Source organism: Neisseria sp. P0006.S004 (genome assembly GCF_051963015.1).
Lineage (GTDB): Bacteria > Pseudomonadota > Gammaproteobacteria > Burkholderiales > Neisseriaceae > Neisseria.
In genome coordinates, this window is sequence record NZ_JBQCUS010000002.1 from 237,435 (window position 1) to 259,174 (window position 21,740).

At 49.5% G+C, this 21,740-nt stretch carries 22 protein-coding genes and 1 tRNA gene; 17 read left to right on the forward strand and 6 right to left on the reverse strand.

Going from position 1 to position 21,740, the window contains the following annotated elements; genetic code table 11:
- Positions 1-31: 31 nt before the first annotated feature.
- Positions 32-688: a protein-L-isoaspartate O-methyltransferase family protein gene (locus ACTHR2_RS04095; RefSeq protein ID WP_440375383.1), complete on the reverse strand. Its 657-nt coding sequence runs from the start codon at positions 686-688 to the stop codon at positions 32-34.
- Between the two features lie 182 nt (positions 689-870).
- Here ACTHR2_RS04095 and tpiA point away from each other — a divergent pair, with 182 nt between their 5' ends.
- The 5 genes from tpiA (at position 871) to ACTHR2_RS04120 (ending at position 3,249) form a co-directional block, all read left to right on the forward strand.
- Complete coding sequence (tpiA, locus tag ACTHR2_RS04100; RefSeq protein WP_049331716.1) at positions 871-1,644, forward strand: triose-phosphate isomerase; 774 nt, start codon at positions 871-873, stop codon at positions 1,642-1,644.
- A 7-nt stretch (positions 1,645-1,651) separates the two neighbouring features.
- Positions 1,652-2,011, forward strand: coding sequence for a preprotein translocase subunit SecG (secG, locus tag ACTHR2_RS04105; RefSeq protein ID WP_036492092.1), 360 nt, complete (start codon positions 1,652-1,654; stop codon positions 2,009-2,011).
- A 15-nt stretch (positions 2,012-2,026) separates the two neighbouring features.
- A tRNA-Leu gene (locus ACTHR2_RS04110) sits at positions 2,027-2,112 on the forward strand.
- A 90-nt stretch (positions 2,113-2,202) separates the two neighbouring features.
- Positions 2,203-2,760 (forward strand): UbiX family flavin prenyltransferase, encoded by a 558-nt coding sequence (locus tag ACTHR2_RS04115; RefSeq protein WP_049331714.1) that lies wholly within the window; start codon positions 2,203-2,205, stop codon positions 2,758-2,760.
- A gap of 54 nt (positions 2,761-2,814) precedes the next feature.
- A complete protein-coding gene (locus tag ACTHR2_RS04120; RefSeq protein ID WP_263340060.1) occupies positions 2,815-3,249 on the forward strand; it encodes a pyridoxamine 5'-phosphate oxidase family protein in 435 nt (144 codons plus the stop codon).
- Positions 3,250-3,302: 53 nt separating this feature from the next.
- On the opposite strand, the gene ppk2 is transcribed toward ACTHR2_RS04120, so the two are convergent.
- Entirely contained in the window at positions 3,303-4,232 is a 930-nt protein-coding gene (gene ppk2, locus ACTHR2_RS04125) for a polyphosphate kinase 2 (protein WP_004519010.1), read from the reverse strand.
- 167 nt (positions 4,233-4,399) lie between these two features.
- Here ppk2 and ACTHR2_RS04130 point away from each other — a divergent pair, with 167 nt between their 5' ends.
- The 11 genes from ACTHR2_RS04130 (at position 4,400) to ACTHR2_RS04180 (ending at position 14,344) form a co-directional block, all read left to right on the forward strand.
- A complete protein-coding gene (locus ACTHR2_RS04130) occupies positions 4,400-6,184 on the forward strand; it encodes a chorismate-binding protein (RefSeq protein ID WP_440375384.1) in 1,785 nt (594 codons plus the stop codon).
- A 101-nt stretch (positions 6,185-6,285) separates the two neighbouring features.
- Positions 6,286-7,146 (forward strand): ParB/RepB/Spo0J family partition protein, encoded by an 861-nt coding sequence (locus tag ACTHR2_RS04135; RefSeq protein WP_440375385.1) that lies wholly within the window; start codon positions 6,286-6,288, stop codon positions 7,144-7,146.
- Between the two features lie 275 nt (positions 7,147-7,421).
- Positions 7,422-7,775 (forward strand): ATP synthase subunit I, encoded by a 354-nt coding sequence (locus ACTHR2_RS04140; protein ID WP_049331704.1) that lies wholly within the window; start codon positions 7,422-7,424, stop codon positions 7,773-7,775.
- A complete protein-coding gene (atpB, locus tag ACTHR2_RS04145) occupies positions 7,765-8,631 on the forward strand; it encodes a F0F1 ATP synthase subunit A (protein WP_003748099.1) in 867 nt (288 codons plus the stop codon). The genes ACTHR2_RS04140 and atpB overlap by 11 nt, the downstream gene beginning before the upstream one ends.
- Before the next feature lie 64 nt (positions 8,632-8,695).
- Entirely contained in the window at positions 8,696-8,932 is a 237-nt protein-coding gene (atpE, locus tag ACTHR2_RS04150; RefSeq protein ID WP_003748101.1) for a F0F1 ATP synthase subunit C, read from the forward strand.
- 73 nt (positions 8,933-9,005) lie between these two features.
- Positions 9,006-9,476 carry a F0F1 ATP synthase subunit B gene (locus ACTHR2_RS04155; RefSeq protein ID WP_004464459.1) on the forward strand — a complete coding sequence of 157 codons (471 nt, stop codon included), beginning with the start codon at positions 9,006-9,008 and terminating at the stop codon, positions 9,474-9,476.
- A gap of 4 nt (positions 9,477-9,480) precedes the next feature.
- Complete coding sequence (locus ACTHR2_RS04160; protein WP_049328782.1) at positions 9,481-10,014, forward strand: F0F1 ATP synthase subunit delta; 534 nt, start codon at positions 9,481-9,483, stop codon at positions 10,012-10,014.
- A gap of 10 nt (positions 10,015-10,024) precedes the next feature.
- A complete protein-coding gene (atpA, locus tag ACTHR2_RS04165; protein WP_263340097.1) occupies positions 10,025-11,572 on the forward strand; it encodes a F0F1 ATP synthase subunit alpha in 1,548 nt (515 codons plus the stop codon).
- Between the two features lie 24 nt (positions 11,573-11,596).
- The gene (atpG, locus tag ACTHR2_RS04170) at positions 11,597-12,472 is read left to right on the forward strand and encodes a F0F1 ATP synthase subunit gamma (protein WP_263340100.1); all 876 of its coding nucleotides are present in this window, start codon (positions 11,597-11,599) and stop codon (positions 12,470-12,472) included.
- Between the two features lie 38 nt (positions 12,473-12,510).
- Positions 12,511-13,908, forward strand: a complete 1,398-nt coding sequence (atpD, locus tag ACTHR2_RS04175; RefSeq protein ID WP_003683789.1) for a F0F1 ATP synthase subunit beta — start codon at positions 12,511-12,513, stop codon at positions 13,906-13,908.
- A 10-nt stretch (positions 13,909-13,918) separates the two neighbouring features.
- A complete protein-coding gene (locus ACTHR2_RS04180; protein WP_049331696.1) occupies positions 13,919-14,344 on the forward strand; it encodes a F0F1 ATP synthase subunit epsilon in 426 nt (141 codons plus the stop codon).
- A 372-nt stretch (positions 14,345-14,716) separates the two neighbouring features.
- Here ACTHR2_RS04180 and ACTHR2_RS04185 read toward each other — a convergent pair whose 3' ends face one another.
- The 4 genes from ACTHR2_RS04185 to ACTHR2_RS04200 all read right to left on the reverse strand — a co-directional run bounded on the left by ACTHR2_RS04185 (position 14,717) and on the right by ACTHR2_RS04200 (position 18,734).
- On the reverse strand, positions 14,717-16,429 hold the full coding sequence (locus ACTHR2_RS04185) for a flotillin family protein (protein ID WP_263340105.1): 1,713 nt from the start codon (positions 16,427-16,429) through the stop codon (positions 14,717-14,719).
- A gap of 204 nt (positions 16,430-16,633) precedes the next feature.
- Positions 16,634-17,299 (reverse strand): YqiJ family protein, encoded by a 666-nt coding sequence (locus tag ACTHR2_RS04190; RefSeq protein ID WP_263340108.1) that lies wholly within the window; start codon positions 17,297-17,299, stop codon positions 16,634-16,636.
- 212 nt (positions 17,300-17,511) lie between these two features.
- Entirely contained in the window at positions 17,512-18,180 is a 669-nt protein-coding gene (locus tag ACTHR2_RS04195; protein WP_263340111.1) for a PspA/IM30 family protein, read from the reverse strand.
- 53 nt (positions 18,181-18,233) lie between these two features.
- Positions 18,234-18,734, reverse strand: a complete 501-nt coding sequence (locus tag ACTHR2_RS04200) for a hypothetical protein (protein ID WP_004518995.1) — start codon at positions 18,732-18,734, stop codon at positions 18,234-18,236.
- 181 nt (positions 18,735-18,915) lie between these two features.
- Between ACTHR2_RS04200 and polA the strand changes: the two genes are divergently transcribed.
- Positions 18,916-21,711, forward strand: coding sequence for a DNA polymerase I (gene polA / locus ACTHR2_RS04205; protein ID WP_440375386.1), 2,796 nt, complete (start codon positions 18,916-18,918; stop codon positions 21,709-21,711).
- Positions 21,712-21,740 lie beyond the last annotated feature (29 nt).

Here is a 21,740-nt window from a genome sequence, read left to right on the forward strand (position 1 = left end):
AGGCCGTCTGAACTTTCAGACGGCCTATTATTTAAAAATCGAAATCGCCGAACGGATTGGCCGATTTGTCTTCCAAGTGTGCCACGACGGTGTCGAACAATACCTTTTCGGAAAACTCATTGCCGTTACGCGTCAGCAAAAGCGCGCGTTGTACCGGTTTGCGGCCGACGATGACCACCATACGGCCGCCGTCTTTCAGTTGCTCTTTCAGAATTTCAGGTACGCTGTCTACTGCGCCGCCTACATAAATCGCATCAAAAGGAGCGCCTTGCGACGCTTCGATCAGGCCGTTGTTTTGCACATAATCGACGTTGGCAAAGCCCAATTCGTCCAAAACTTTTTTGGCGCGTTGCTGCTGCTCGGCGTCGATGTCGTCGGTCACGACTTTGCCGGCCAGTTTGGACAGCAGGGCGGTTGCATAGCCTGAGCCTGTACCGATTTCTAAGACGGTTTCGTCTTTTTTCGGTTTCAAACCTTGAGCCAGGCGGGCAACGACTTTGGGTTCCAACATCTTATGGCCGTTGGCCAGCGGCAGCTCCATATCCGCATAGGCCAAGCCTTGAAAAGCCTCGCCGACGAAATGTTCGCGCCCGATCTCCTCCAAAGCATCCAAAATGTCGAAATCCAAGACATCCCACGGACGAATCTGCTGTTCAACCATATTGAAACGCGCTTTTTCAAAGTCCATATTTGTGCTCCGTTCAATTCTTAATTTTATCGAAACATATATTATAAATCCTTGTCGGAGAGTGTGCCATCTTTCAGACGGCCTCGAGGCTTGTTAATAATTGCCAAGCGCACATATATCCACTAAACTTTCACATTACACCACGCTACAACAAGCAACAACCAACACACGGAGCAATAAAGATGTATCACCAAATCGGAATGTGGGACCAAAAATGGGTTATCGGCAACTGGAAAATGAACGGCCGACTCCAAAACAACAATGCGCTTATGCACCGCTTCCGTGTCATGCCAACCGCAGAACGCGTGTTAATCGGCCTGGCCGCTCCGACCGTTTATCTGTTGCAACTGCACAACGCCATGCAGATTGTTTTGAACAACCGCATCTTGACCTGTGCGCAAGACGTGAGCCGTTTCCCAAATAATGGCGCGTACACCGGCGAAGTGTCCGCCGAAATGCTTGCCGACATCGGTACAGACATCGTCCTCATCGGCCACTCCGAGCGCAGCCTTTATTTCGGCGAGAAAAACGAAATCCAACGCCGCAAAATGGAAAACGTCCTCAACGTCGGCCTGATTCCATTGTTGTGTGTCGGCGAAAGCTTGGAAGAACGCGAAGCCGGTAAAGAACACGAAGTCATTGCCCACCAGCTTTCCATCCTGCAAGGTTTGGACACCAAAAACATCGCCGTTGCCTACGAGCCGGTTTGGGCGATCGGTACAGGCAAAGTCGCTACCGTCGAACAAATCGCCGACATGCACGCATTTATCTACAAAGAAATCTTGTCTTTGTGCGGAAGCGATGTTAAAATCCGCGTTCTTTACGGCGGAAGTGTGAAAGCGGATAACGCAGCCGACATCTTCGCAGTACCTCATGTAGACGGCGCATTGGTTGGTGGCGCGTCATTATCATATGACTCCTTTACCGCCATCATCAACGCAGCACAAGCCTCGTAGAAAACATATGGAAGCCTTTAAAACCCTTATCTGGATTATTAATATTATTTCCGCTCTATTTGTAATCGTGTTAGTATTGCTGCAACACGGTAAAGGTGCGGATGCCGGCGCAACATTCGGTTCCGGCAGCGGTAGCGCGCAAGGTGTATTCGGTTCTGCAGGTAATGCCAACTTCCTCAGCCGCTCGACTGCCGTTGCTGCAACATTTTTCTTTGCGACCTGCATGGCAATGGTGTATATTCACACCCACTCCAATAAGCACGGTTTAGACTTCAGCGATGTGAAGCAGACCCAGCAAGCTCCTAAGCCTGCAACGCCTGCACAAAACAATACAACTCCTGTTGCTCCGAATCCTCAGCAGCAGTAAGACAATTTGATTTATGCCGACATGGTGGAATTGGTAGACACGCTATCTTGAGGGGGTAGTGGCCGTAGGCTGTGCGAGTTCAAATCTCGCTGTCGGCACCACATTAGAAAATCTAACCGCTTTTTAGCGGTTATTTTTTCGTCTTGAGAATCTGCCTTTCATTTATCTTTAGGCCGAGACAGGGAAAAACAATGAAGCGTTTGGTTGTCGGCATCAGCGGTGCCAGCGGTTTTCAGTATGGCGTGAAGGCTTTGCAGCTTTTGCGTGCACATCAGGTAGAAACGCATTTGGTGGTTTCACAAGGGGCGGAGATGACCCGCGCTTTGGAAACGGATTACACTAAAGAAGACGTTTATGCTTTGGCGGATGTCGTGCATTCTATCCGTAATGTCGGGGCAAGTATTGCCAGCGGTTCGTTTTTGACGGATGGAATGTTGATTGCGCCGTGTTCAATGAAGACCTTGGCTTCGGTTGCTCATGGATTTGCCGATAATTTGCTCAGCCGTGCGGCGGATGTAACATTGAAAGAGCGGCGCAAGCTGGTGTTGATGGTGCGTGAAGCGCCGTTAAACTTGGCGCACATTGAAAATATGCGCCGTGTGACAGAGATGGGCGGTATCGTGTTTCCTCCCGTTCCGGCTTTATATCAGAAGCCTGAATCCATCGAAGATATGATTACACACAGCGTCTCTCACGCTTTGGACTTGTTCGGTATTATTCAAAACGATGTGCCGCGCTGGCAGGGCTGATATTTCAGACGGCCTGAAAATAAATTTAATACACTGAGAAAGAGGATAAAAATCATGCAAGCGATTCCTACCAATATCGTTAAATTTTTGAGCAATCATCATGTCGTCAGTATTGCCACTGCGGCAGAGGGCGAAGTTTGGGCGGCTTGTTGTTTTTATGTGTTTGATGAAGCCAATGCCCGCCTAATTGTGCTGACTTCTTTGAAAACAAAGCATGGCGGACTGATGAGCCGTTCTGCCAAAGTAGCCGGCACCATCGCCGGTCAGCCTGACAGTATCACGAAAATCAGCGGTGTTCAGTTTGCGGCGACTGCCGCTTTGATTGAAGATGAAGCGGATTTGAAAGCGGCGCAGTCTTTATTTTACAAAGCACATCCTGCTGCTCGAGTGATGAAAAGTGATGTCTGGGCGTTGAATTTGGATAATGTAAAATTCACTGACAATAAATTGGTATTCGCACAAAAAACGTATTGGAATCGTGAGGATTAAGAAAAGGCCATCTGAAAGATGAAATTTCAGACGGCCTTTGGTAATGTTACAAATTAATCGTGTCCGAGCTCGACAGTTTTGTCTTTGTAACGTGTATCAGGAACCAAAACGATTTTCTCGTCCACTTTGCCGATGGCTTTCACGTCTTTGCCCGGATAGTCCAGCTGATGCAGGAAGTAGCGGATACAGTTCAAACGTGCACGTTTTTTGTCGTCGGAACGGATGATGACCCAAGGCGCGTCGCCGGTGTGGGTGTGGAAGAACATGGCGTTTTTGGCTTCGGTGTAGTCGTCCCAGCGGTCGAGCGACTGGATATCCACAGGAGACAGTTTCCAGTGTTTCAGCGGGTCGTCACGGCGGGAGATGAAGCGACGGAGTTGTTCTTCACGGGATACGGAGAACCAGAATTTGAACAGATGGATGCCGCTGGCAACCAGCATACGTTCCAATTCAGGGGTTTGACGCATGAAGAGCAGGTATTCGTTAGGTTCGCAGAAGCCCATTACGCGTTCTACGCCGGCACGGTTGTACCATGAGCGGTCGAAGAATACCATTTCGCCTGCGGTCGGCAGGTTTTGGATGTAGCGTTGGAAATACCATTGGCCGCGTTCGGTAGTGGTTGGTTTTTCCAAAGCAACCACGCGCGCGCCACGCGGATTCAGGTGTTCCATAAAGCGTTTGATGGTACCGCCTTTACCGGCTGCGTCGCGGCCTTCAAACAGGCTGACGATACGCTGACCGGAATCTTTAACCCAGCTTTGTACTTTCAACAATTCGATTTGCAGCTTCTGTTTTTCTTTTTCGTAAACAGAGCGGCGCATACGTTGTTTGTACGGGTAGTTGGCAGGAAGCGGTGCGCTGCTGGAATCTTCGTCAGTGCCGCGTCCTTCGTGTTCCAAAACAGCCTTTTCGAATACTTGCAGCTGGTCTTGTTTCTCGCCCAGTTCAACATTCTCGAACGGTTCTAATTGGTGGTCTGCCATAAAGTCTCCTTATCGATTAAGTTTTAAATGATATGGTGTGGTATGACTTGATTTTACCTCTTTATGCTGTGTTAGCCTACATAAAATTACACATAAGCGATTTTTTCCGGCTTGTTTGATAATTTTTGTAAAAACAGCGTATAATCAGCCTATTTGTATCATACATCATGCCTTATTTCGCCCTGTTCGACGATGCGTTAAGCGGTCGTGCAAAACTCTATCAAAATCATGTGGAAAGCTGCCTTTTTCATCATAACGAACTGGCGTCGTTGGATGATGTTTTGCATGCAGGTTGGAAAAAAGGCCTGCATGCAGTGTTGTTTGTAGACTACGAATTTGGGTTGCCGCTGATGGATATTCCATCTGGCCGCAGTGGCAGTCTACGTTTGCACTGGTTTGCCGATTGTTCTGAAATCGATGCCGAAAGCTGGTTGGCCAATCATTCAGACGGCCTGGCGGCAGGTATCTCCACTCCCCGATTCTCCGTATCCGAAGCCGATTATCTCGAGCATATCAACCAAATCCACGAGGCCATCCGCCGTGGAGATACCTATCAAATCAATTACACCGAGCGCCTACACCTGCAAGCTTACGGCAATCCGATTCAGCTTTACCGCCGCTTGCGCCAGCCTGTGCCGTATGCCGTTTTGTCTTGTCTGCCCGACGGGGCAGGGCAGGAAGCGTGGACTTTGTGTTTTTCTCCCGAACTTTTCCTCAAAATCGATTCAGACGGCCTGATCACAACCGAGCCGATGAAAGGCACTGCGCCGATTCTTCATGACGGACAAGATGAACGCCGCGCCGTTGAATTGCAAAACGATCCGAAAAACCGCGCCGAAAATGTGATGATTGTCGATTTGTTGCGCAACGACCTCGGCAAAATCGCGCAAACGGGCAAAGTACGCGTGCCTGAACCGTTTAAAGTTTCCCGTTTCGGCAGTGTTTGGCAGATGACCAGTGCCATCGAAGCGCAGGCGCTGCCTGATGTTTCGGTTGCCGATATTCTCCGCGCAGCCTTCCCGTGCGGCAGTATTACTGGTGCGCCCAAACGCATGAGTATGCAGATTATTGAGTCTCTTGAATCCGAACCGCGTGGTTTGTACACAGGCAGCATCGGCTTTTTGCATCCGTGTGAGACGGGTTTGGGGTTTGAAGGTGTATTTAATGTCGTGATTCGCACCTTATCTTTGAAGCCGGTTTCAGACGGCCTTTATCAAGGCGTTTATGGTGTGGGTTCGGGGATTGTGATTGATAGTGATCCTGAAGCCGAATATCGCGAGTGCGGTTGGAAGGCGCGTTTCCTCAATGACTTGCGGCCTGATTTCGGTATTTTTGAAACCATGCGTGCGGAAGACAAACAATGCCGTTTGCTCGATTTGCATTTAGGCCGTCTGAACAGCTCGGCACAAGCGCTCAACCTGCCTTGGCCTCAAAATGCGGCAGAGCAAATTCAACACTATATAGATGCGTTGCCAAGTGGGTTATTTAGAGTCAAAGCCGCTTTGTTTTCAGACGGCCTTGCATTGAGCCATGCGGCTGTTTCCGAATTGGATGGGCAGCAATACGTCATCCTGAGTGAGCACACATTAAACCAACGCGATTATCTGCGCCGTTTCAAAACCACACGCCGTGAAACTTTTGACCAAGCATGGAAAACGGCAGAAGGGCAGGGCGCATTTGACAGCCTGTTTTTCAATTCAGACGGCCTTTTGTTAGAGGGCGGAAGAAGCAATGTGTTCGTCAAATATCAAGGACAATGGCTCACGCCGTCTTTGGATTTGGATATTTTGAACGGAGTAATGCGCCAAGCGGTATTGAAGCAACCGCAGCTATATTTAGGTGCGGATACAATCAAGGAAACCCACATCACGCGCGCTATGTTGGAAAATACGGAAGAAATCCGCTTGAGCAACGCTTTAAGGGGCGTTTTTGCGGTTTCGCTCCGTAAATAAATGGCAATAGTCAAATCATCGTGATTCAAATTGTCGTAAAGCGGCAATATCCGATAGAATACGTCATTTCAACAATGAGGCCGTCTGAAAGGGAAAACAATATGGCAAAAGCAAAAGGTGGATTGGGACGCGGTTTGGATTCGCTGATTTCCAATGCAGTGGACAGCAGCAGTAGCGACCGCCTGACAACGGTTGCCATCGCCGATATTCAGCCCGGCCGCTATCAGGCGCGTGTGCAAATTGATGATGAAGCTTTGCAGGAATTGGCGGATTCCATTAAAGCGCAAGGCATTATTCAGCCGGTTATCGTACGCGAACGTGGTCTGTCTCAATATGAATTGATTGCCGGCGAACGCCGTTGGCGTGCTTCCCAGTTGGCTGGTTTGACCGAAATTCCCGTCGTTATCAAAACCATCAGCGACGAAACCGCGTTGGCCATGGGTTTGATTGAAAACCTGCAACGTGAAAACCTGAATCCGATTGAAGAAGCGCAAGGTTTGAAACGCCTTGCCGACGAATTCGGCCTGACTCATGAAACCATCGCAAAAGCCGTCGGTAAAAGCCGTAGTGCCATCTCCAACAGCCTGCGTCTGTTGAGTTTGCCTGAGCCGGTTCAGGAAATGCTTTATCAACGTCGTCTGGAAATGGGTCATGCCCGTGCATTGCTGACCTTGCATGTGGTTGACCAATTGGAGTTGGCGCAAAAAGCCGTCAAAAACGGTTGGTCGGTGCGCGAGGTAGAGCGGCGCAGCCAGTTGGTTCATCAAAAAGCCAAGCCGGAAGCAGTCAAAACCATCAGCCCGGATATCCGCCGTATCAATGATGCCCTGACTGAGCGTTTGGGTGTTAATGCCGAAGTCAAAACCAGCAATCAGAAAAAAGGCAAAATCGTACTGCATTTTGATACGCCGGAAACATTTGAATATCTGCTGAAGCAGTTGGGTATTAATCAAGAGTTTTAACGGTTTTATAAACAGGCCGTCTGAAAAAAGTTTTTCAGACGGCCTGAATTTTTGAAAAAGCGTAGAGCGTATAAATGTTTACAATACAAATCAAAATCTTCTGTAAAATCTATGTAACAACATGTAATTTGTGTTAAACTCCGTTCCAGCAAAGATTTGTTTTATATGTGTTAATCATTTATTTGTGAAAGGTTCACAAAGATTAACATATTGCTTGACGTTAACAAACTTCTTGATTATATTAGCCTGCCTTGCTTTTTGGGGTACAAAGTACAATGAATCAGATAGTCCCATTGCAAGTGATTGTATTATTAATAATTTCAGTTGTTTGTGCGTTATTTTCCGGATTGCCCGGCTTCCTCTCTGCTTTGGCGGGAGGATTTTCGTACATTTTGCCTACCCTAGTTGCAGTTTTACTTTTAAAGTTTTCCCGACGAAATCCCGATCTGCAAAGTTCGATGTTTATCGGCGGAGAGGTTTTAAAAGTAGTGCTGTCGCTGGTATCTATGTTGGTCGTTTTTGCGATATGGCATCGATCACTGGTATTTTACCCATTTTTATTGGCGTTTCTTGGCGTCAGTCATTTGGTTTTTTTAGTATTGTTGAGAGTAAAACACTATGGCAGGTGAAACTATGACCGCTGCCGACTACATCAAGCACCACTTGCAAAGCTTGACCAGTATGTCGGATGTTACTCAGGGTCAAGGACTGAAAAACATTGCTGATTTTTCGTTCATTAACCTTGATGCAATCTTTTTTGCCGTTCTGTTGGGCGTAATCGGCAGCTTCCTTTTGTGGCGCGGTGCCAAAAAAGCGACGGCCGGTGTTCCCGGTCGTTTCCAAGCGGCTGTTGAAATTCTGTTCGAATTCGTGGATGACATGTGTAAGAGCATTATCCATAACGAACAATCGCGTAAAGCCGTTGCCCCATTGGGTCTGACCTTGTTTGTCTGGATTCTCTTGATGAACGCCATGGATATGCTGCCGGTTGATTTGCTGCCGATGGCATGGCAAGGCATTACCGGTAATCATCATGCCCTGTTGCGCGTCGTGCCGACAGCTGACTTGAATACGACTTTGGCTCTGGCGATTGGCGTATTGCTGATCTGTATTTACTACAATGTCAAAATCAAAGGCCTTGGCGGTTGGATTCACGAGTTGTTCTGCGCACCTTTCGGTCCGTGGCTTGCTCCAGCCAACTTCCTGCTGAACTTGGTAGAGTTTTTGTCCAAAACCGTATCCCACGGTATGCGGTTGTTTGGTAATATGTATGCCGGCGAGCTGGTGTTCCTGTTGATCGCTCTGTTGGGCGGTGCATGGGCGTCAACCGGCAGTGTCGAAACTTTGGATCCGATTTTATTTGTGTTCCACCTGATTGCCGGTTTGGCTTGGGCGATTTTCCACATTTTGGTCATCACCTTGCAGGCATTTATTTTCATGGCGTTGGCGTTCGTATATATCGGACAGGCGCATGATGCACACTAATCAAGTAGTTTTTTTGTAGTTTGTTTTTTGTAGTTTAACCTTTACTATTTTAAGGAGTTTAAAAATGGGTTTGATTGCTATCGCATGTGGTTTGATCGTTGCCTTGGGCGCATTGGGTGCCTCTATCGGTATCGCAATGGTTGGTTCTAAATACTTGGAATCTTCTGCTCGCCAACCTGAGCTGATCGGTCCTCTGCAAACCAAACTGTTCTTGATCGCTGGTCTGATCGACGCGGCTTTCTTGATCGGTGTGGCTATTGCCCTGTTGTTCGCCTTCGTTAACCCGTTTGGTGGTGCGTAATCAAGACGGAGCGATCCGTTCAGATACAGGCTTGCCGTCTGTTTGATTAACCCAGATACGAAGGTTAAGTAACGTGAATATTAATGCAACCTTATTTGCGCAAATCCTAGTTTTCTTTGGCTTGGTTTGGTTTACGATGAAATTCGTATGGCCTCCGATTGCCAAAGCATTGGATGAGCGTGCCGCAAAAATCGCTGAGGGCTTGGCTGCCGCCGAGCGCGGTAAGAGCGATTTTGAGCAGGCAGAGAAAAAAGTTGCAGAACTTATGGCCGAAGGGCGTAATCAGGTAACCGAAATGGTTGCCAACGCCGAAAAACGTGCTGCAAAAATTGTAGAAGAAGCCAAAGAGCAAGCTTCTCATGAAGCAGCACGCATTGCAGCCCAAGCAAAAGCTGACGTGGAGCAAGAAGTTAACCGTGCGCGCGAAGTATTGCGCGAACAGGTTGCTACACTGGCTGTTAAAGGTGCGGAATCTATCTTGCGCAAGGAAGTTGATGCTTCCAAACATGCAGATTTGCTCAGTACCTTAAAACAGGAGCTGTAATCTTATGGCAGAGTTCGCAACGATTGCCAGACCTTATGCGAAAGCATTGTTCAGTCTGGCTCAGGAAAAAAACCAAATCGAGTCTTGGTTGGGCGAACTGAAAGAACTCGCAGCGGTTGTTCAAGATGAGAAAGTCATTGCTCTCATTGAGCAACCGGAAACGGGAGCTTCCGAAAAAGCAGAAACGCTCAAAGGTCTTGTCGGTATCAAAAATGTCGAATTGGCAAATTTCATTACCGTTTTGGCCGAGCAAAAGCGTTTGCTGGTGTTGCCGGAAATTTATGCCCAATATCAAGATTTGACCTTGATACACAACAATACGAAATCGGCAGTAATTTACAGCGCGTATGAACTCAGTTCTCAGCAGCTGGCCGATGTTACCGATATCCTGACAAAACGCTTCAACAGCAAATTGGATGTGGTAGCTAAAGTTGCCCCTGAATTAATCGGCGGCATCAAAGTAGAAGTGGGTGATCAGGTCTTGGATTTGTCCGTACAAGGCAAACTGAATGCTTTGTATGCGACTATGACAAATTAGGAGAGTTTTCATGCAGCTTAATCCTGCTGAAATTAGCGATTTGATTAAAGCCAAAATCGAAAATCTGTCCGTCAATGCAGAAGTGCGTACCCGTGGTACCGTTGTTTCTGTTACAGACGGCATTGTGCGCATTCATGGCTTGTCAGACGCGATGCAAGGTGAGATGCTCGAATTCCCCGGTAACACTTTCGGTCTAGCCATGAACTTGGAGCGTGACTCCGTCGGTGCCGTAGTGTTGGGTGAGTACGAACACATTAAAGAAGGCGATACAGTTACCTGTACCGGCCGTATTTTGGAAGTGCCGATCGGTCGCGAACTGGTTGGCCGCGTGGTTGATGCATTGGGTCGTCCTATCGATGGTAAAGGTCCAATCAACACAACATTGACTGCTCCAATCGAGAAAATTGCACCAGGTGTGATTGCGCGTAAATCGGTTGACCAACCAATGCAAACCGGCCTGAAAGCCATTGACTCTATGGTTCCGGTTGGTCGTGGTCAACGTGAGTTGATCATTGGTGACCGTCAAACCGGTAAAACTGCCGTGGCACTGGATGCCATCGTTAACCAAAAAGGTACAGGCGTAATCTGTATTTATGTGGCTATCGGTCAAAAAGCATCTTCTATTGCCAACGTAGTACGCAAATTGGAAGAGCATGGCGCGATGGAGCACACCATCGTGGTTGCTGCAACTGCTTCTGAAGCTGCTGCACTGCAATACATCGCTCCTTACTCCGGTTGTACCATGGGTGAATTCTTCCGTGACCGTGGTGAAGATGCGTTGATCGTATACGATGACTTGTCTAAACAAGCCGTTGCATACCGTCAAATTTCTCTGCTGTTGCGCCGTCCTCCTGGCCGTGAAGCATATCCTGGCGACGTATTCTATCTGCACTCCCGTCTGTTGGAACGTGCGGCCCGCGTCAGCGAAAACGAAGTTGAAAAACTGACTAATGGCGAAGTAAAAGGCAAAACCGGTTCTCTGACTGCGTTGCCAATTATTGAAACCCAAGCCGGTGACGTATCAGCATTCGTACCAACCAACGTAATCTCGATTACAGACGGCCAAATCTTCTTGGAGACCGACTTGTTCAACGCCGGTATCCGTCCTGCAATCAATGCCGGTATTTCCGTATCGCGCGTAGGTGGTGCAGCACAAACCAAAGTCATCAAAAAACTGGGTGGCGGTATCCGTTTGGCGTTGGCACAGTACCGTGAATTGGCAGCGTTCTCGCAATTTGCTTCCGATTTGGACGAAGCAACACGCAAACAGTTGCAACACGGTGAAGTAGTTACTGAATTGATGAAACAAAAACAATTCAGCACATTGAACACTGCCGAAATGGCATTGACTTTGTGGGCGATCAACAACGGTTCTTACGCAGATGTTCCGGTATCCAAAGCCTTGGCTTTCGAAGCAGAATTCTTGAGTTTCGTACGTACGCAACATCCTGAGGTTCTGGAAGCGATTAATGCATCAGGCGCAATGTCTGACGGAAGCGAAAAAGCATTGACCGAAGCCATGAAATCTTTCAAATCTTCTTACGCTTACCAAGCATAAGTATTGAGATGAAAGGAGTCTGAAATGGCAGTCGGAAAAGAGATTCTCACCAAAATCCGTAGTGTTCAAAATACCCAAAAGATCACTAAAGCGATGCAAATGGTGTCGACCTCTAAAATGCGGAAGACTCAAGACCGGATGCGCTTAGCGCGTCCGTACGCCGAAAAAGTGCGTACAGTGATGAGCCATCTTGCACAGACTAATGCCGATCATGGTATCAAATTGTTGGAGCCGCACCGCGAAGTGCGTCGTGCCGGTTTCATTTTGATTACCTCGGACAAAGGTTTGTGCGGTGGCTTGAACGCAAACGTACTGAAAAAGTTTTTGGCGCAAGTTCAAGAGTATCAGGAACAAGGCATCGAAGTCGAAGTCGTGTGCCTGGGTAGTAAAGGTTTGGCTGCATGCCAAAGTATCGGTTTGAATGTTATTGCCAGTACAACCAATTTGGGCGATACCCCGAAAATGGAAGCGTTGCTTGGCCCTTTGACCGAAATCTTCCAACGTTATGAGAAGCATGAATTAGACCGTATCCATATGGTTTACTCACGTTTTGTCAACACAATGCGCCAAGAGCCGCGTATGGAAGTTTTGCTGCCTATCGGTGAAAACGTTATTGACGACGGAACAGGTCATTCTTCATTTACTTGGGAATACCTCTACGAGCCGAGTCCTATCGCCGTATTGGAATATTTGGTTCGCCGCTATTTAGAGTCTGTGGTTTATCAGGCATTGAGCGACAACATGGCATCTGAACAAGCCGCGCGTATGGTAGCGATGAAAGCCGCAACCGACAACGCAGGCAATGCCATCAAAGAATTGCGCTTGGTGTACAACAAATCGCGTCAAGCCGCGATTACCACAGAATTGTCAGAAATTGTAGCAGGTGCAGCGGCAGTTTAATGCCGTCTGAAGCCTGAACAGGAAATTAGGATACGATAATGAGCCAAGGCAAAATCGTACAAGTTATTGGTGCGGTGGTTGACGTGGAATTTCCACGCGACGCTATCCCGCATGTTTACGATGCCCTGAAATTGGACGAGAACGGTCTGACTCTGGAAGTTCAACAGCTTCTGGGTGACGGCGTTGTCCGTACTATTGCAATGGGTAGTTCAGACGGCCTGAAACGCGGCATGTCTGTAAGCAATACTGGTGCGCCAATCACTGTGCCGGTAGGTAAAGGTACATTGGGTCGTATTGTCGATGTATTGGGTACGCCTGTTGATGAAGCAGGTCCTATCGATACCGACAAGAGCCGTGCCATTCACCAAACTGCTCCGAAATTCGACGAGTTGTCTTCAACTACCGAATTGTTGGAAACCGGTATTAAAGTGATCGACTTGCTGTGTCCGTTTGCTAAAGGCGGTAAAGTAGGTCTGTTCGGTGGTGCCGGTGTGGGCAAAACCGTGAACATGATGGAATTGATCAACAACATCGCCAAAGCGCACAGCGGTCTGTCCGTGTTCGCAGGTGTGGGTGAACGTACCCGTGAAGGTAACGACTTCTACCACGAGATGAAAGATTCCAACGTATTGGATAAAGTAGCCATGGTGTATGGCCAAATGAACGAACCTCCAGGCAACCGTCTGCGCGTTGCTTTGACCGGTTTGACTATGGCCGAATACTTCCGTGACGAAAAAGACGAAAACGGTAAAGGTCGCGACGTATTGTTCTTCGTTGACAACATCTACCGTTACACTCTGGCCGGTACCGAAGTATCTGCACTGTTGGGCCGTATGCCTTCTGCAGTGGGTTACCAACCGACATTGGCTGAAGAAATGGGTCGTTTGCAAGAGCGTATTACCTCTACCCAAACCGGTTCCATTACTTCCATCCAAGCCGTATATGTACCTGCGGATGACTTGACTGACCCATCTCCAGCGACAACTTTCGCCCACTTGGACGCGACCGTCGTATTGAGCCGTGATATTGCATCTTTGGGTATTTACCCGGCAGTTGACCCGCTTGACTCTACTTCACGCCAATTGGATCCGATGGTATTGGGTCAAGAGCACTACGACGTAGCGCGCGGTGTACAGTCTACTCTGCAAAAATACAAAGAATTGCGCGACATTATCGCCATTCTGGGTATGGACGAATTGTCTGACGAAGACAAACTGACTGTGATGCGTGCCCGTAAAATCCAACGCTTCCTGTCTCAACCGTTCCACGTTGCCGAAGTATTTACCGGTTCTCCAGGCAAATACGTTTCATTGCGTGACACCATCGCCGGCTTTAAAGCCATCTTGAACGGCGAATACGACCATCTGCCTGAACAAGCGTTCTACATGGTAGGCGGCATCGAAGAAGCGGCTGAGAAAGCGAAAACCTTAAACTAAGGAGGCCGGCATGAGCACCATGCAAGTTGAAGTGGTTAGTAGCGAGCAAAACATCTATTCGGGCGAGGCCAGCTTTGTGGTGGTTCCGACCGTTCAAGGTGAGCTTGGTATTTATCCACGACACGAGCCGATTATGAGTTTGGTACGCCCCGGCGCATTGCGTTTGACTGTTCCGGGTGAAGCTGAAGAAGTGCTGGTTGCCGTTTCCGGTGGCGTTTTAGAAGTACAGCCTGATAAGATTACCGTATTGGCAGACGTTGCCGTCCGCAGTACAGAAATGGATCAGGCGCGTGCTGAAGCAGCTAAAAAAGCAGCCGAGGCAGGTGTTTCTGCAGCCAAAGATGATAAATCTCTGGCCGAAGCGCACAAAGCATTGGCAGCAGCCATTGCCCAGCTGAAAACTTTGGATTACCTTCGTTCGCAAAAAAACAAGTAATGTGGGTTCATCAAGAAAAAGCACAACGAAATGTTGTGCTTTTTTGTTTGCCTGAAGATAAGCAGCTTGGTATTGAAATGTCGATAGATGAGTAGATGGCAAGCTTGAAATCGAAACGGTAGAATCAGTTTTTATGACTCAATTGTTGGCGGATCATTTTCAAAGCAGTTAGTCTTGTTATTTGGCTAAGAATAGCCTACTCAATCTTTTTTAACCACAAAAAGCAGGGTGGATAATTCCTAATTTATTGCAACCGCAACAGATCTGAATTGATCAGTATTGAACATAATAGAATTTGCGGAAGCTCTTGTATAAACAAAAGGCCGTCTGAAAAGTTTCAGACGGCCTTTAAATCATTATTACGGCATTCGTTTATGATTGGTCGATGGTTTTATCCAGTCCTTGGGTCAGGCCGTTGATGTCGCCACCATTTAGTCCCAACTCTTTCAAGAGACCGTCAACCAATGGGGCTTGGCTGCGGTAGCGCAGGGCACTGTTGACCATTTGATCTGCAAGGCTGGCTTGTGTGGTTTGGCCGTCTGAAACACCTTCTGCACCATTTGTACCACCGGCAAAGCCACCCAGACCATTGACTTGCAAGATTTTGATGTCTTCGATTTTTTCCATTGGGCGGACGGATTCGCGGATGATGTCAGGCAGATGTTTCAAGAGGGCAAGGCGGACTTGCATTTCAACCTGTTCAACGCTCAGGACGTTGGCAGCTTCGTTCACAGCGCGGGTACCTTCTGCATCAACCTTGTATTGTTGCTCTTGCGCTTGTGCCAACAGAATTTTGGCATCGGCCTCACCTTTGGCTTGCAGGCGGTGTTTTTCGGCTTCTGCTTCGGCGGCAATGCGCACTGCTTCAGCGCGGTCTTGTGCAGCTTGTTTTTCAGCTTCAGCGGCAACAGTGAGCGAAATCGCATCTTTTTGCGCGGCTTCTTCTGCGGCAATCAATTCAACCGCTTTGGCACGCTCGGCGCGTTCGGTTTCGCGTACGGTAATCACGCTCTCTTCTTCGCGAACGGCGGCGGCGCGGGCTTTGTCGGCTTCGGCTTTGGCTTCGGATTCGGCACGCGATTTTTCGGCAACGGCGATGGCGCGGTCTTGCTCGGCCAATTCGATGGCTTTGCGGCGCTCAACCTCTGCCTGTTCAACGGCTTGTGCTTTTCTAATGTCTTCGTTTTTAATGTCGCGTTCGGCGGCAATGCGTTTCAAATCCACTTCGCGTTCAGCGGCAATTTTTGCTTCTTCCGCTTCACGTTTTTTCTGAGATTCTTGTTCGGCAATGCTGGCCTCTTGTTCAGCGCGGCGTACGGCAATCTCACGCTCTTGTTCGAGTTTGGCGTATTCTTCTTCGCGCGAGATTTTCAGGCGTTGCTGCTCGGCTTCGAGGTTTTTGGTTTTGATTGCCAAGTCGGTGTCTTGTTCGATTTCGTTACGTTTTTTGCGGCGGCCTTCGATGGTTTCGGTCAGTTTGGTCAAACCTTCCGCGTCAAAGGCGTTTTGCGGGTTGAAGAACTCAAAGCTGGTTTGGTCGAGGCCGGTCAGGGAAACGGTTTCGAGTTCGAGACCGTTTTTAAACAAGTCTTCGCTCACGACTTGTTGTACTTTCTGAACGAAATCAACACGTTTCTCATGCAGCTCTTCCATCGCCATTTCGGCAGCAACGGCGCGCAGGGCGTCAACGAATTTACCTTCGACGAGGTCTTTCAACTCATCGGGAGACATGGTTTTCATACCCAGTGTTTGTGCGGCGGTCGCAATGCTCTCGGCGCTGGGTTTAACGCGGACGTAAAATTCCGCCATCACGTCAACGCGCATACGGTCGCGGGTAATCAGCGCTTGTTGGGCAGCGCGGCGCACTTCAAGGCGCAGTGTATTCATGTTGACGGGGATGATTTCGTGTAACACGGGCAGCACCATCGCACCGCCGTTCATGATGACTTTTTCACCACCAAAACCGGTGCGGACAAATGAGACTTCTTTGCTGGCGCGGCGATACAGACGGGTCAGGATAAGGCCGAGTACAAACAGCGCGACGAGTATGACGCCGGCGATAGTGCCGATGGAGACCAAATTCATGGTTTTTCCTTTCTTCTTGTTAATATGCCTTTGGGGGCGGTGGATTCAGAAGGCTTTGAGAGAAAGAGGCCGTCTGAAAGGGTTAAAAATATGGGTTGAAATAATAGGGGGGGCTAATTGTTATTTCAAATTTCTAGATAATGAGGATAGGGCGGTGAAGTATCTATTTTTCCCGTATCGATAAATCAGCAGTTTCAGACGGCCTTAATCCACCAAGCTTCCGCTCGGATTCAAAATCGCTTTAAATGTATTTCCGTCCAACGACACCAGCAATACCGCATCACCTTGTTTCAATACATCATCAGAGTCAGGTTCTACCATCACATAATGCTGTTGGCCGTAAGCATCTTTCACGCGCACCTGCGCCGCGTTGCCTACCCGAGCTTCACCCAATACCACCGTGCCGACGCGTCCGATCAAACTTTCCTGCGAAACGGCAGTGGTTTCATCTTTCGGCATAATTTTGTACAAACCGCTAGCTGTTACCCGCACTAAGGGCAGGGAAAGAAACCAAACGATGACTGCTGCCAGCGTGCCATTCAGATAACTGCCGAATACAGTGGTAAAGGCCGTCTGAAACAGATAACCCGTCAGTCCGTATACGGCAAGAAACACCACCATCAACATCAATACCGGGATACGTCCGACATACAGCCAGCTCAGGAAACGCACGAATATGCCTGCATCCGCCACATCTAATCCAACTTCGGCGTGCGCGGTTTCGGTCAGACTGTCGGGCAACAGGTTGTCTAACCAATCGCTGATACCGCCTGCCAGCATGGAAATGACTTCCAACACACCGAGCAAAACCATCAGCGCAATGGCAATGCCGAAGATTTCAGTTTCGGGGGCGTTGATTAAATTCCACATATTGCATTTCCTTATTTTTTTAATTTTTAGACGGCATATATTTTATTTTAAAGTTAAGCCGATTGGATATGGTTTTTTTATTAATTTGTCGTAACTGACAGGATTTTTCCCAATCCGTCATCTTTTTGTTATTGAGGTGTGTATGGTTTTCTTTTTTCAGACGGCCCCGTGAAGATAGAGGCCGTCTGAAACCGAGATTTTCTCAATATGGCTTATGATTTCGCTTTCAATGCTGCCAATCTTTCGGCAATGCGGTTGTTGCGGCTTAAGTCTTCCAGTTCTTTCAGCTTGGCTAACTGCGCCGCATCAGTGCTGCTGTGTACCGAGTTTTGGCGACCCATCACACGGTCGAAAGCGTTGCCGCTTTTTTCGGCATCACGGGCGATACGGTTGAGGTCGCTGCCGTTGCCTCCTGCCGCTTTGCCAGCGCCCATGCTTTGCTGTGCGGCACGCCAATCTTGCAACTGCTGCTGCATCTCGCGTTTTTTCGCCTGCAGGGCAGCGATAAAGCCTTCGAGCTCTTTTTCTTGCGCGGCACAGTCGGCAATGGTGTTTTCCAAGATGGGCAGACGCGCTTCGATGTCCATCTGTTCGGCAATACCCGCTTCGGCAAGATCATCGCGACCGGCATCTACGGCGGCTTGCAGATTGGCATCGATGGCTTCGTGGCGGTTGCTTTCGTCGGCCATTTTCTTGGCGGCAAGATGTTTCTGCGCCAACACTTTGCCCAATTCAGCACGCACTTCATCTACTGCACGCTCGATTTCGCGGATGCTTTCGTTCATGACCGCTTCAGGCGCGAGGTTTTCCGCCGCATCAATCAGGGCATGAAAACCGCCGCTCACCAGACGGCCTACTCGGCGGGATAGGGTTTCGCTCATTTGGATTTTCCTTTCACTAAAATGTGTTTGTTTCATTTGGTATGGCGGCAGTCTTAAACTTCATTTGCCTGCTGCACAATCTTCGCCAGTTTCAAAGTGTTTTCAAGCTGTTGCAGAACGCTATCGTCGTATGCCGCGCCTTTGCCGGTTACGGCGAGTTGCAGGATGCTGTCGGTCAGGCGGACGATGCGCCACATCAGTTCACGCTCGTATTTTTTCAAATCGTCGAGGTCAGCTTCTTCGGGCAGGTCGGCAGCGAGTGTTGCGCCTAAGTCGGGCAATTGTTCAAACAACCTCGCCACGATATGCGAATGCACTCCGGCCTGTTTTTCAGCGTGCAAGATTTCGTGTTTCGCCGCTTGGAAAAATTGCTCCTGCGCCGTCAGTGCGGAGCTGTAATCGCGTGTCTGCGTATGCGCCAAGCGCGCCAGCTTGAGCAATTCGCGGATTTTTTCAGATGGCGTATTCGCTCCTTCGATTTTAAGTTCAGCAATAAAATCAGCATCTTCCTGAGTGATGCGCACACTAATTGGGATACGGTTCGTTGCATTCATATTCGTTTGATTTGGTTTGTATTCATTTGAATACAAATATACAAGATGGGATTCTGAGGCGCAATACCTGAAACCGTATATTTATGTAAACATCAGGCCGTCTGAAACTTGATTTTCGGTTTTCAGACGGCCTTTTCCTTTATAATCCGTACATTATTTTCATACACACAGCAGGTTCTCCATGTCCAACAAACCCACACTCCTTCTCGTTGACGGCTCTTCTTATCTTTACCGCGCCTATCATGCCATGGGGCAGAATTTGTCTGCGCCCGACGGTGCGCCGACTGGGGCGATGTATGGCGTGTTGAACATGCTGCGCCGACTGCGGGCGGATTATGTGCACGACTATTGCGCGGTGGTGTTTGATGCGAAGGGCAAAAATTTTCGCCACGAGATGTTCCCCGACTATAAGGCGACGCGTCCGCCGATGCCGGACGATTTGCGCCCGCAGGCGGAAGCCTTGCCGGATTTGGTGCGCTTGATGGGCTGGCCGGTATTGGTGATTCCGCAGGTGGAAGCGGATGACGTTATCGGCACTTTGGCTAAGATGGCTAGCGAAGCAGGGTGGAACGTGGTGGTATCTACCGGCGATAAGGACATGGCGCAGTTGGTGACCGAGCGCGTGACGCTGGTGAATACGATGAGCGGCGAAACGCTGAACATTGAAGGCGTAAAGGAAAAATTCGGCGTGCGCCCCGACCAAATCCGCGATTATCTCGCGCTAATGGGCGACAAGGTGGACAACGTGCCGGGCGTGGAGAAGTGCGGCCCGAAAACGGCGGTGAAGTGGCTGGAGGCTTACGGCTCACTGGCAGGCGTGATGGAACACGCTGGCGAAGTCAAAGGCAAGGTCGGCGAAAACCTGCAAGCCGCTTTGGAACAACTGCCGCTGTCGTATGACTTGGTAACGATTAAAACCGATTTGGATTTGCACACAGAGCTTTCAGACGGCCTTGAAAGCCTGCGCCGTACTACGCCTAAATGGGCGCAGCTGGTTGTCGATTTCAAACGCTGGGGTTTCCGCACTTGGCTGAAAGAGGCGGAAAGCCGTATGCACGAAGCGCAAAACACAGATTTGTTCGGCAGTGAGCATATCGGCGAACAAGCCGCATTGGCGATGGAAACACAGCCTGAAAAACAACCCGAACTCGCCCCAGCCCCCGAAAAGCTGGATTATCAAGCCGTTACCACCGAAGCTCAGTTTGCCGCCTTGTTGGACAAACTAGCGAAGGCGGACAAAATTGGCATTGATACGGAAACCACGTCATTAGACGCGATGAACGCCTCACTGGTCGGCATCAGCATCGCGTTCCAAGCAGGCGAAGCGGTTTACATCCCCGTAGGACACAGCCTGACTGCCGCACCCGAACAGCTTGATTTGCAAGACGTATTAGGCCGTCTGAAACCGCATTTGGAAAATTCCGCCCTGAAAAAAATCGGGCAAAACCTCAAATACGACCAACACGTTTTCGCCAACTACGACATCGCCCTGAAAGGCATTGCCGGCGACTCCATGCTTGCTTCCTACATCATCGAGAGCCATCTCGGACACGGCTTGGACGAGTTATCCGAACGCTGGCTGGGCTTGGAAACCATTACCTACGAATCGCTGTGCGGCAAAGGCGCGAAGCAAATCAGTTTTGCCGATGTTGCCATCGGGCAGGCGACCGAATACGCCGCCCAAGACGCAGATTTCGCCCTGCGCCTCGAAGCGCACCTGCGCGCGCAGATGGACGCCAAACAGCTTGAAATGTATGAAAAAATGGAGCTTCCCGTCGCGCAGGTATTGTTTGAAATGGAACGCAACGGCGTGCAAATCGACCGCGCCGAACTCGCCCGCCAAAGTGCAGAACTCGGCGCCGAGCTGATGAAGCTCGAACAAGAAGCCTACGCCGCCGCAGGCCAGCCGTTCAACCTCAACTCACCGAAACAGCTTCAAGAAATCCTGTTCGACAAAATGGGCATTCCCACCAAAGGCCTGAAAAAAACAGCCAAAGGTGGCATTTCCACCAACGAAGCCGTGCTCGAACAGCTTGCGCCTGACTATCCATTGCCCAAAATCATCCTACAAAACCGCAGCCTAGCGAAACTCAAATCCACCTACACCGACAAACTGCCCGAAATGATTTCCCCCAAAGACGGCCGCGTGCATACCACTTACGCCCAAGCCGTCGCCATTACCGGCCGCCTCGCCAGCAACAACCCCAACCTGCAAAACATCCCTATCCGCACCGCCGAAGGCCGCCGCGTGCGCCGCGCCTTTACCTCACCGCAAGGCAGCGTCATCGTTTCTGCTGACTATTCCCAAATCGAGCTGCGCATCATGGCGCACCTCTCCGGCGACAAAACCCTGATTACCGCGTTCCAAAACGGCGAAGACGTACACCGCCGCACCGCCGCCGAAGTATTCGGCATCGCCCCCGAAAACGTCTCGTCCGAACAACGCCGCTACGCCAAAACCATCAACTTCGGCCTCATTTACGGCATGGGCCAATACGGCCTCGCCAAATCATTGGGCATCGACAACATCTCCGCCAAAAACTTTATCGACCGCTACTTCGCCCGCTACCCCGGCGTCGCCGAATACATGCAGCGCACCAAAGAACAAGCCGCCGCCCAAGGCTTCGTCGAAACCCTGTTCGGCCGCCGCCTCTACCTGCCCGACATCCACAACAAAAACGCCAATGCCCGCGCCGGAGCCGAACGCGCCGCCATCAACGCCCCCATGCAAGGCACCGCGTCCGACCTCATCAAACGCGCCATGATAGACGTATCCCGCTGGCTGGTTTCAGATGACCTGCAAAGCAAACTGATCATGCAGGTGCATGACGAATTGGTGTTGGAAGTCCCCGAAGCCGAACTGGATTTAGTGAAAGAAAAACTGCCGCAGATTATGGCGAAAGTGGATGAAGGGATGTTGAACGTGCCGCTGGTGGCGGAGGTTGGTGTGGGGATGAATTGGGAAGAGGCGCATTGAGAGCCCATAAATAAAGTATCTCTATGCTA

Bases quoted from the DNA above. Each gene is read 5' to 3' on its own strand.
- ACTHR2_RS04190 (WP_263340108.1), bottom strand. From the start codon at position 17,299: ATGTGGAATTTAATCAACGCCCCCGAAACTGAAATCTTCGGCATTGCC.
- ACTHR2_RS04200 (WP_004518995.1), bottom strand. From the start codon at position 18,734: ATGAATGCAACGAACCGTATCCCAATTAGTGTGCGCATCACTCAGGAA.
- ACTHR2_RS04195 (WP_263340111.1), bottom strand. From the start codon at position 18,180: ATGAGCGAAACCCTATCCCGCCGAGTAGGCCGTCTGGTGAGCGGCGGT.
- secG (WP_036492092.1), top strand. From the start codon at position 1,652: ATGGAAGCCTTTAAAACCCTTATCTGGATTATTAATATTATTTCCGCT.
- ACTHR2_RS04115 (WP_049331714.1), top strand. From the start codon at position 2,203: ATGAAGCGTTTGGTTGTCGGCATCAGCGGTGCCAGCGGTTTTCAGTAT.
- polA (WP_440375386.1), top strand. From the start codon at position 18,916: ATGTCCAACAAACCCACACTCCTTCTCGTTGACGGCTCTTCTTATCTT.
- ACTHR2_RS04160 (WP_049328782.1), top strand. From the start codon at position 9,481: ATGGCAGAGTTCGCAACGATTGCCAGACCTTATGCGAAAGCATTGTTC.
- ppk2 (WP_004519010.1), bottom strand. From the start codon at position 4,232: ATGGCAGACCACCAATTAGAACCGTTCGAGAATGTTGAACTGGGCGAG.
- ACTHR2_RS04130 (WP_440375384.1), top strand. From the start codon at position 4,400: ATGCCTTATTTCGCCCTGTTCGACGATGCGTTAAGCGGTCGTGCAAAA.
- tpiA (WP_049331716.1), top strand. From the start codon at position 871: ATGTATCACCAAATCGGAATGTGGGACCAAAAATGGGTTATCGGCAAC.
- atpB (WP_003748099.1), top strand. From the start codon at position 7,765: ATGGCAGGTGAAACTATGACCGCTGCCGACTACATCAAGCACCACTTG.
- atpD (WP_003683789.1), top strand. From the start codon at position 12,511: ATGAGCCAAGGCAAAATCGTACAAGTTATTGGTGCGGTGGTTGACGTG.
- ACTHR2_RS04135 (WP_440375385.1), top strand. From the start codon at position 6,286: ATGGCAAAAGCAAAAGGTGGATTGGGACGCGGTTTGGATTCGCTGATT.
- ACTHR2_RS04180 (WP_049331696.1), top strand. From the start codon at position 13,919: ATGAGCACCATGCAAGTTGAAGTGGTTAGTAGCGAGCAAAACATCTAT.
- atpA (WP_263340097.1), top strand. From the start codon at position 10,025: ATGCAGCTTAATCCTGCTGAAATTAGCGATTTGATTAAAGCCAAAATC.
- ACTHR2_RS04095 (WP_440375383.1), bottom strand. From the start codon at position 688: ATGGACTTTGAAAAAGCGCGTTTCAATATGGTTGAACAGCAGATTCGT.
- ACTHR2_RS04120 (WP_263340060.1), top strand. From the start codon at position 2,815: ATGCAAGCGATTCCTACCAATATCGTTAAATTTTTGAGCAATCATCAT.
- ACTHR2_RS04185 (WP_263340105.1), bottom strand. From the start codon at position 16,429: ATGAATTTGGTCTCCATCGGCACTATCGCCGGCGTCATACTCGTCGCG.
- ACTHR2_RS04140 (WP_049331704.1), top strand. From the start codon at position 7,422: ATGAATCAGATAGTCCCATTGCAAGTGATTGTATTATTAATAATTTCA.
- atpG (WP_263340100.1), top strand. From the start codon at position 11,597: ATGGCAGTCGGAAAAGAGATTCTCACCAAAATCCGTAGTGTTCAAAAT.
- atpE (WP_003748101.1), top strand. From the start codon at position 8,696: ATGGGTTTGATTGCTATCGCATGTGGTTTGATCGTTGCCTTGGGCGCA.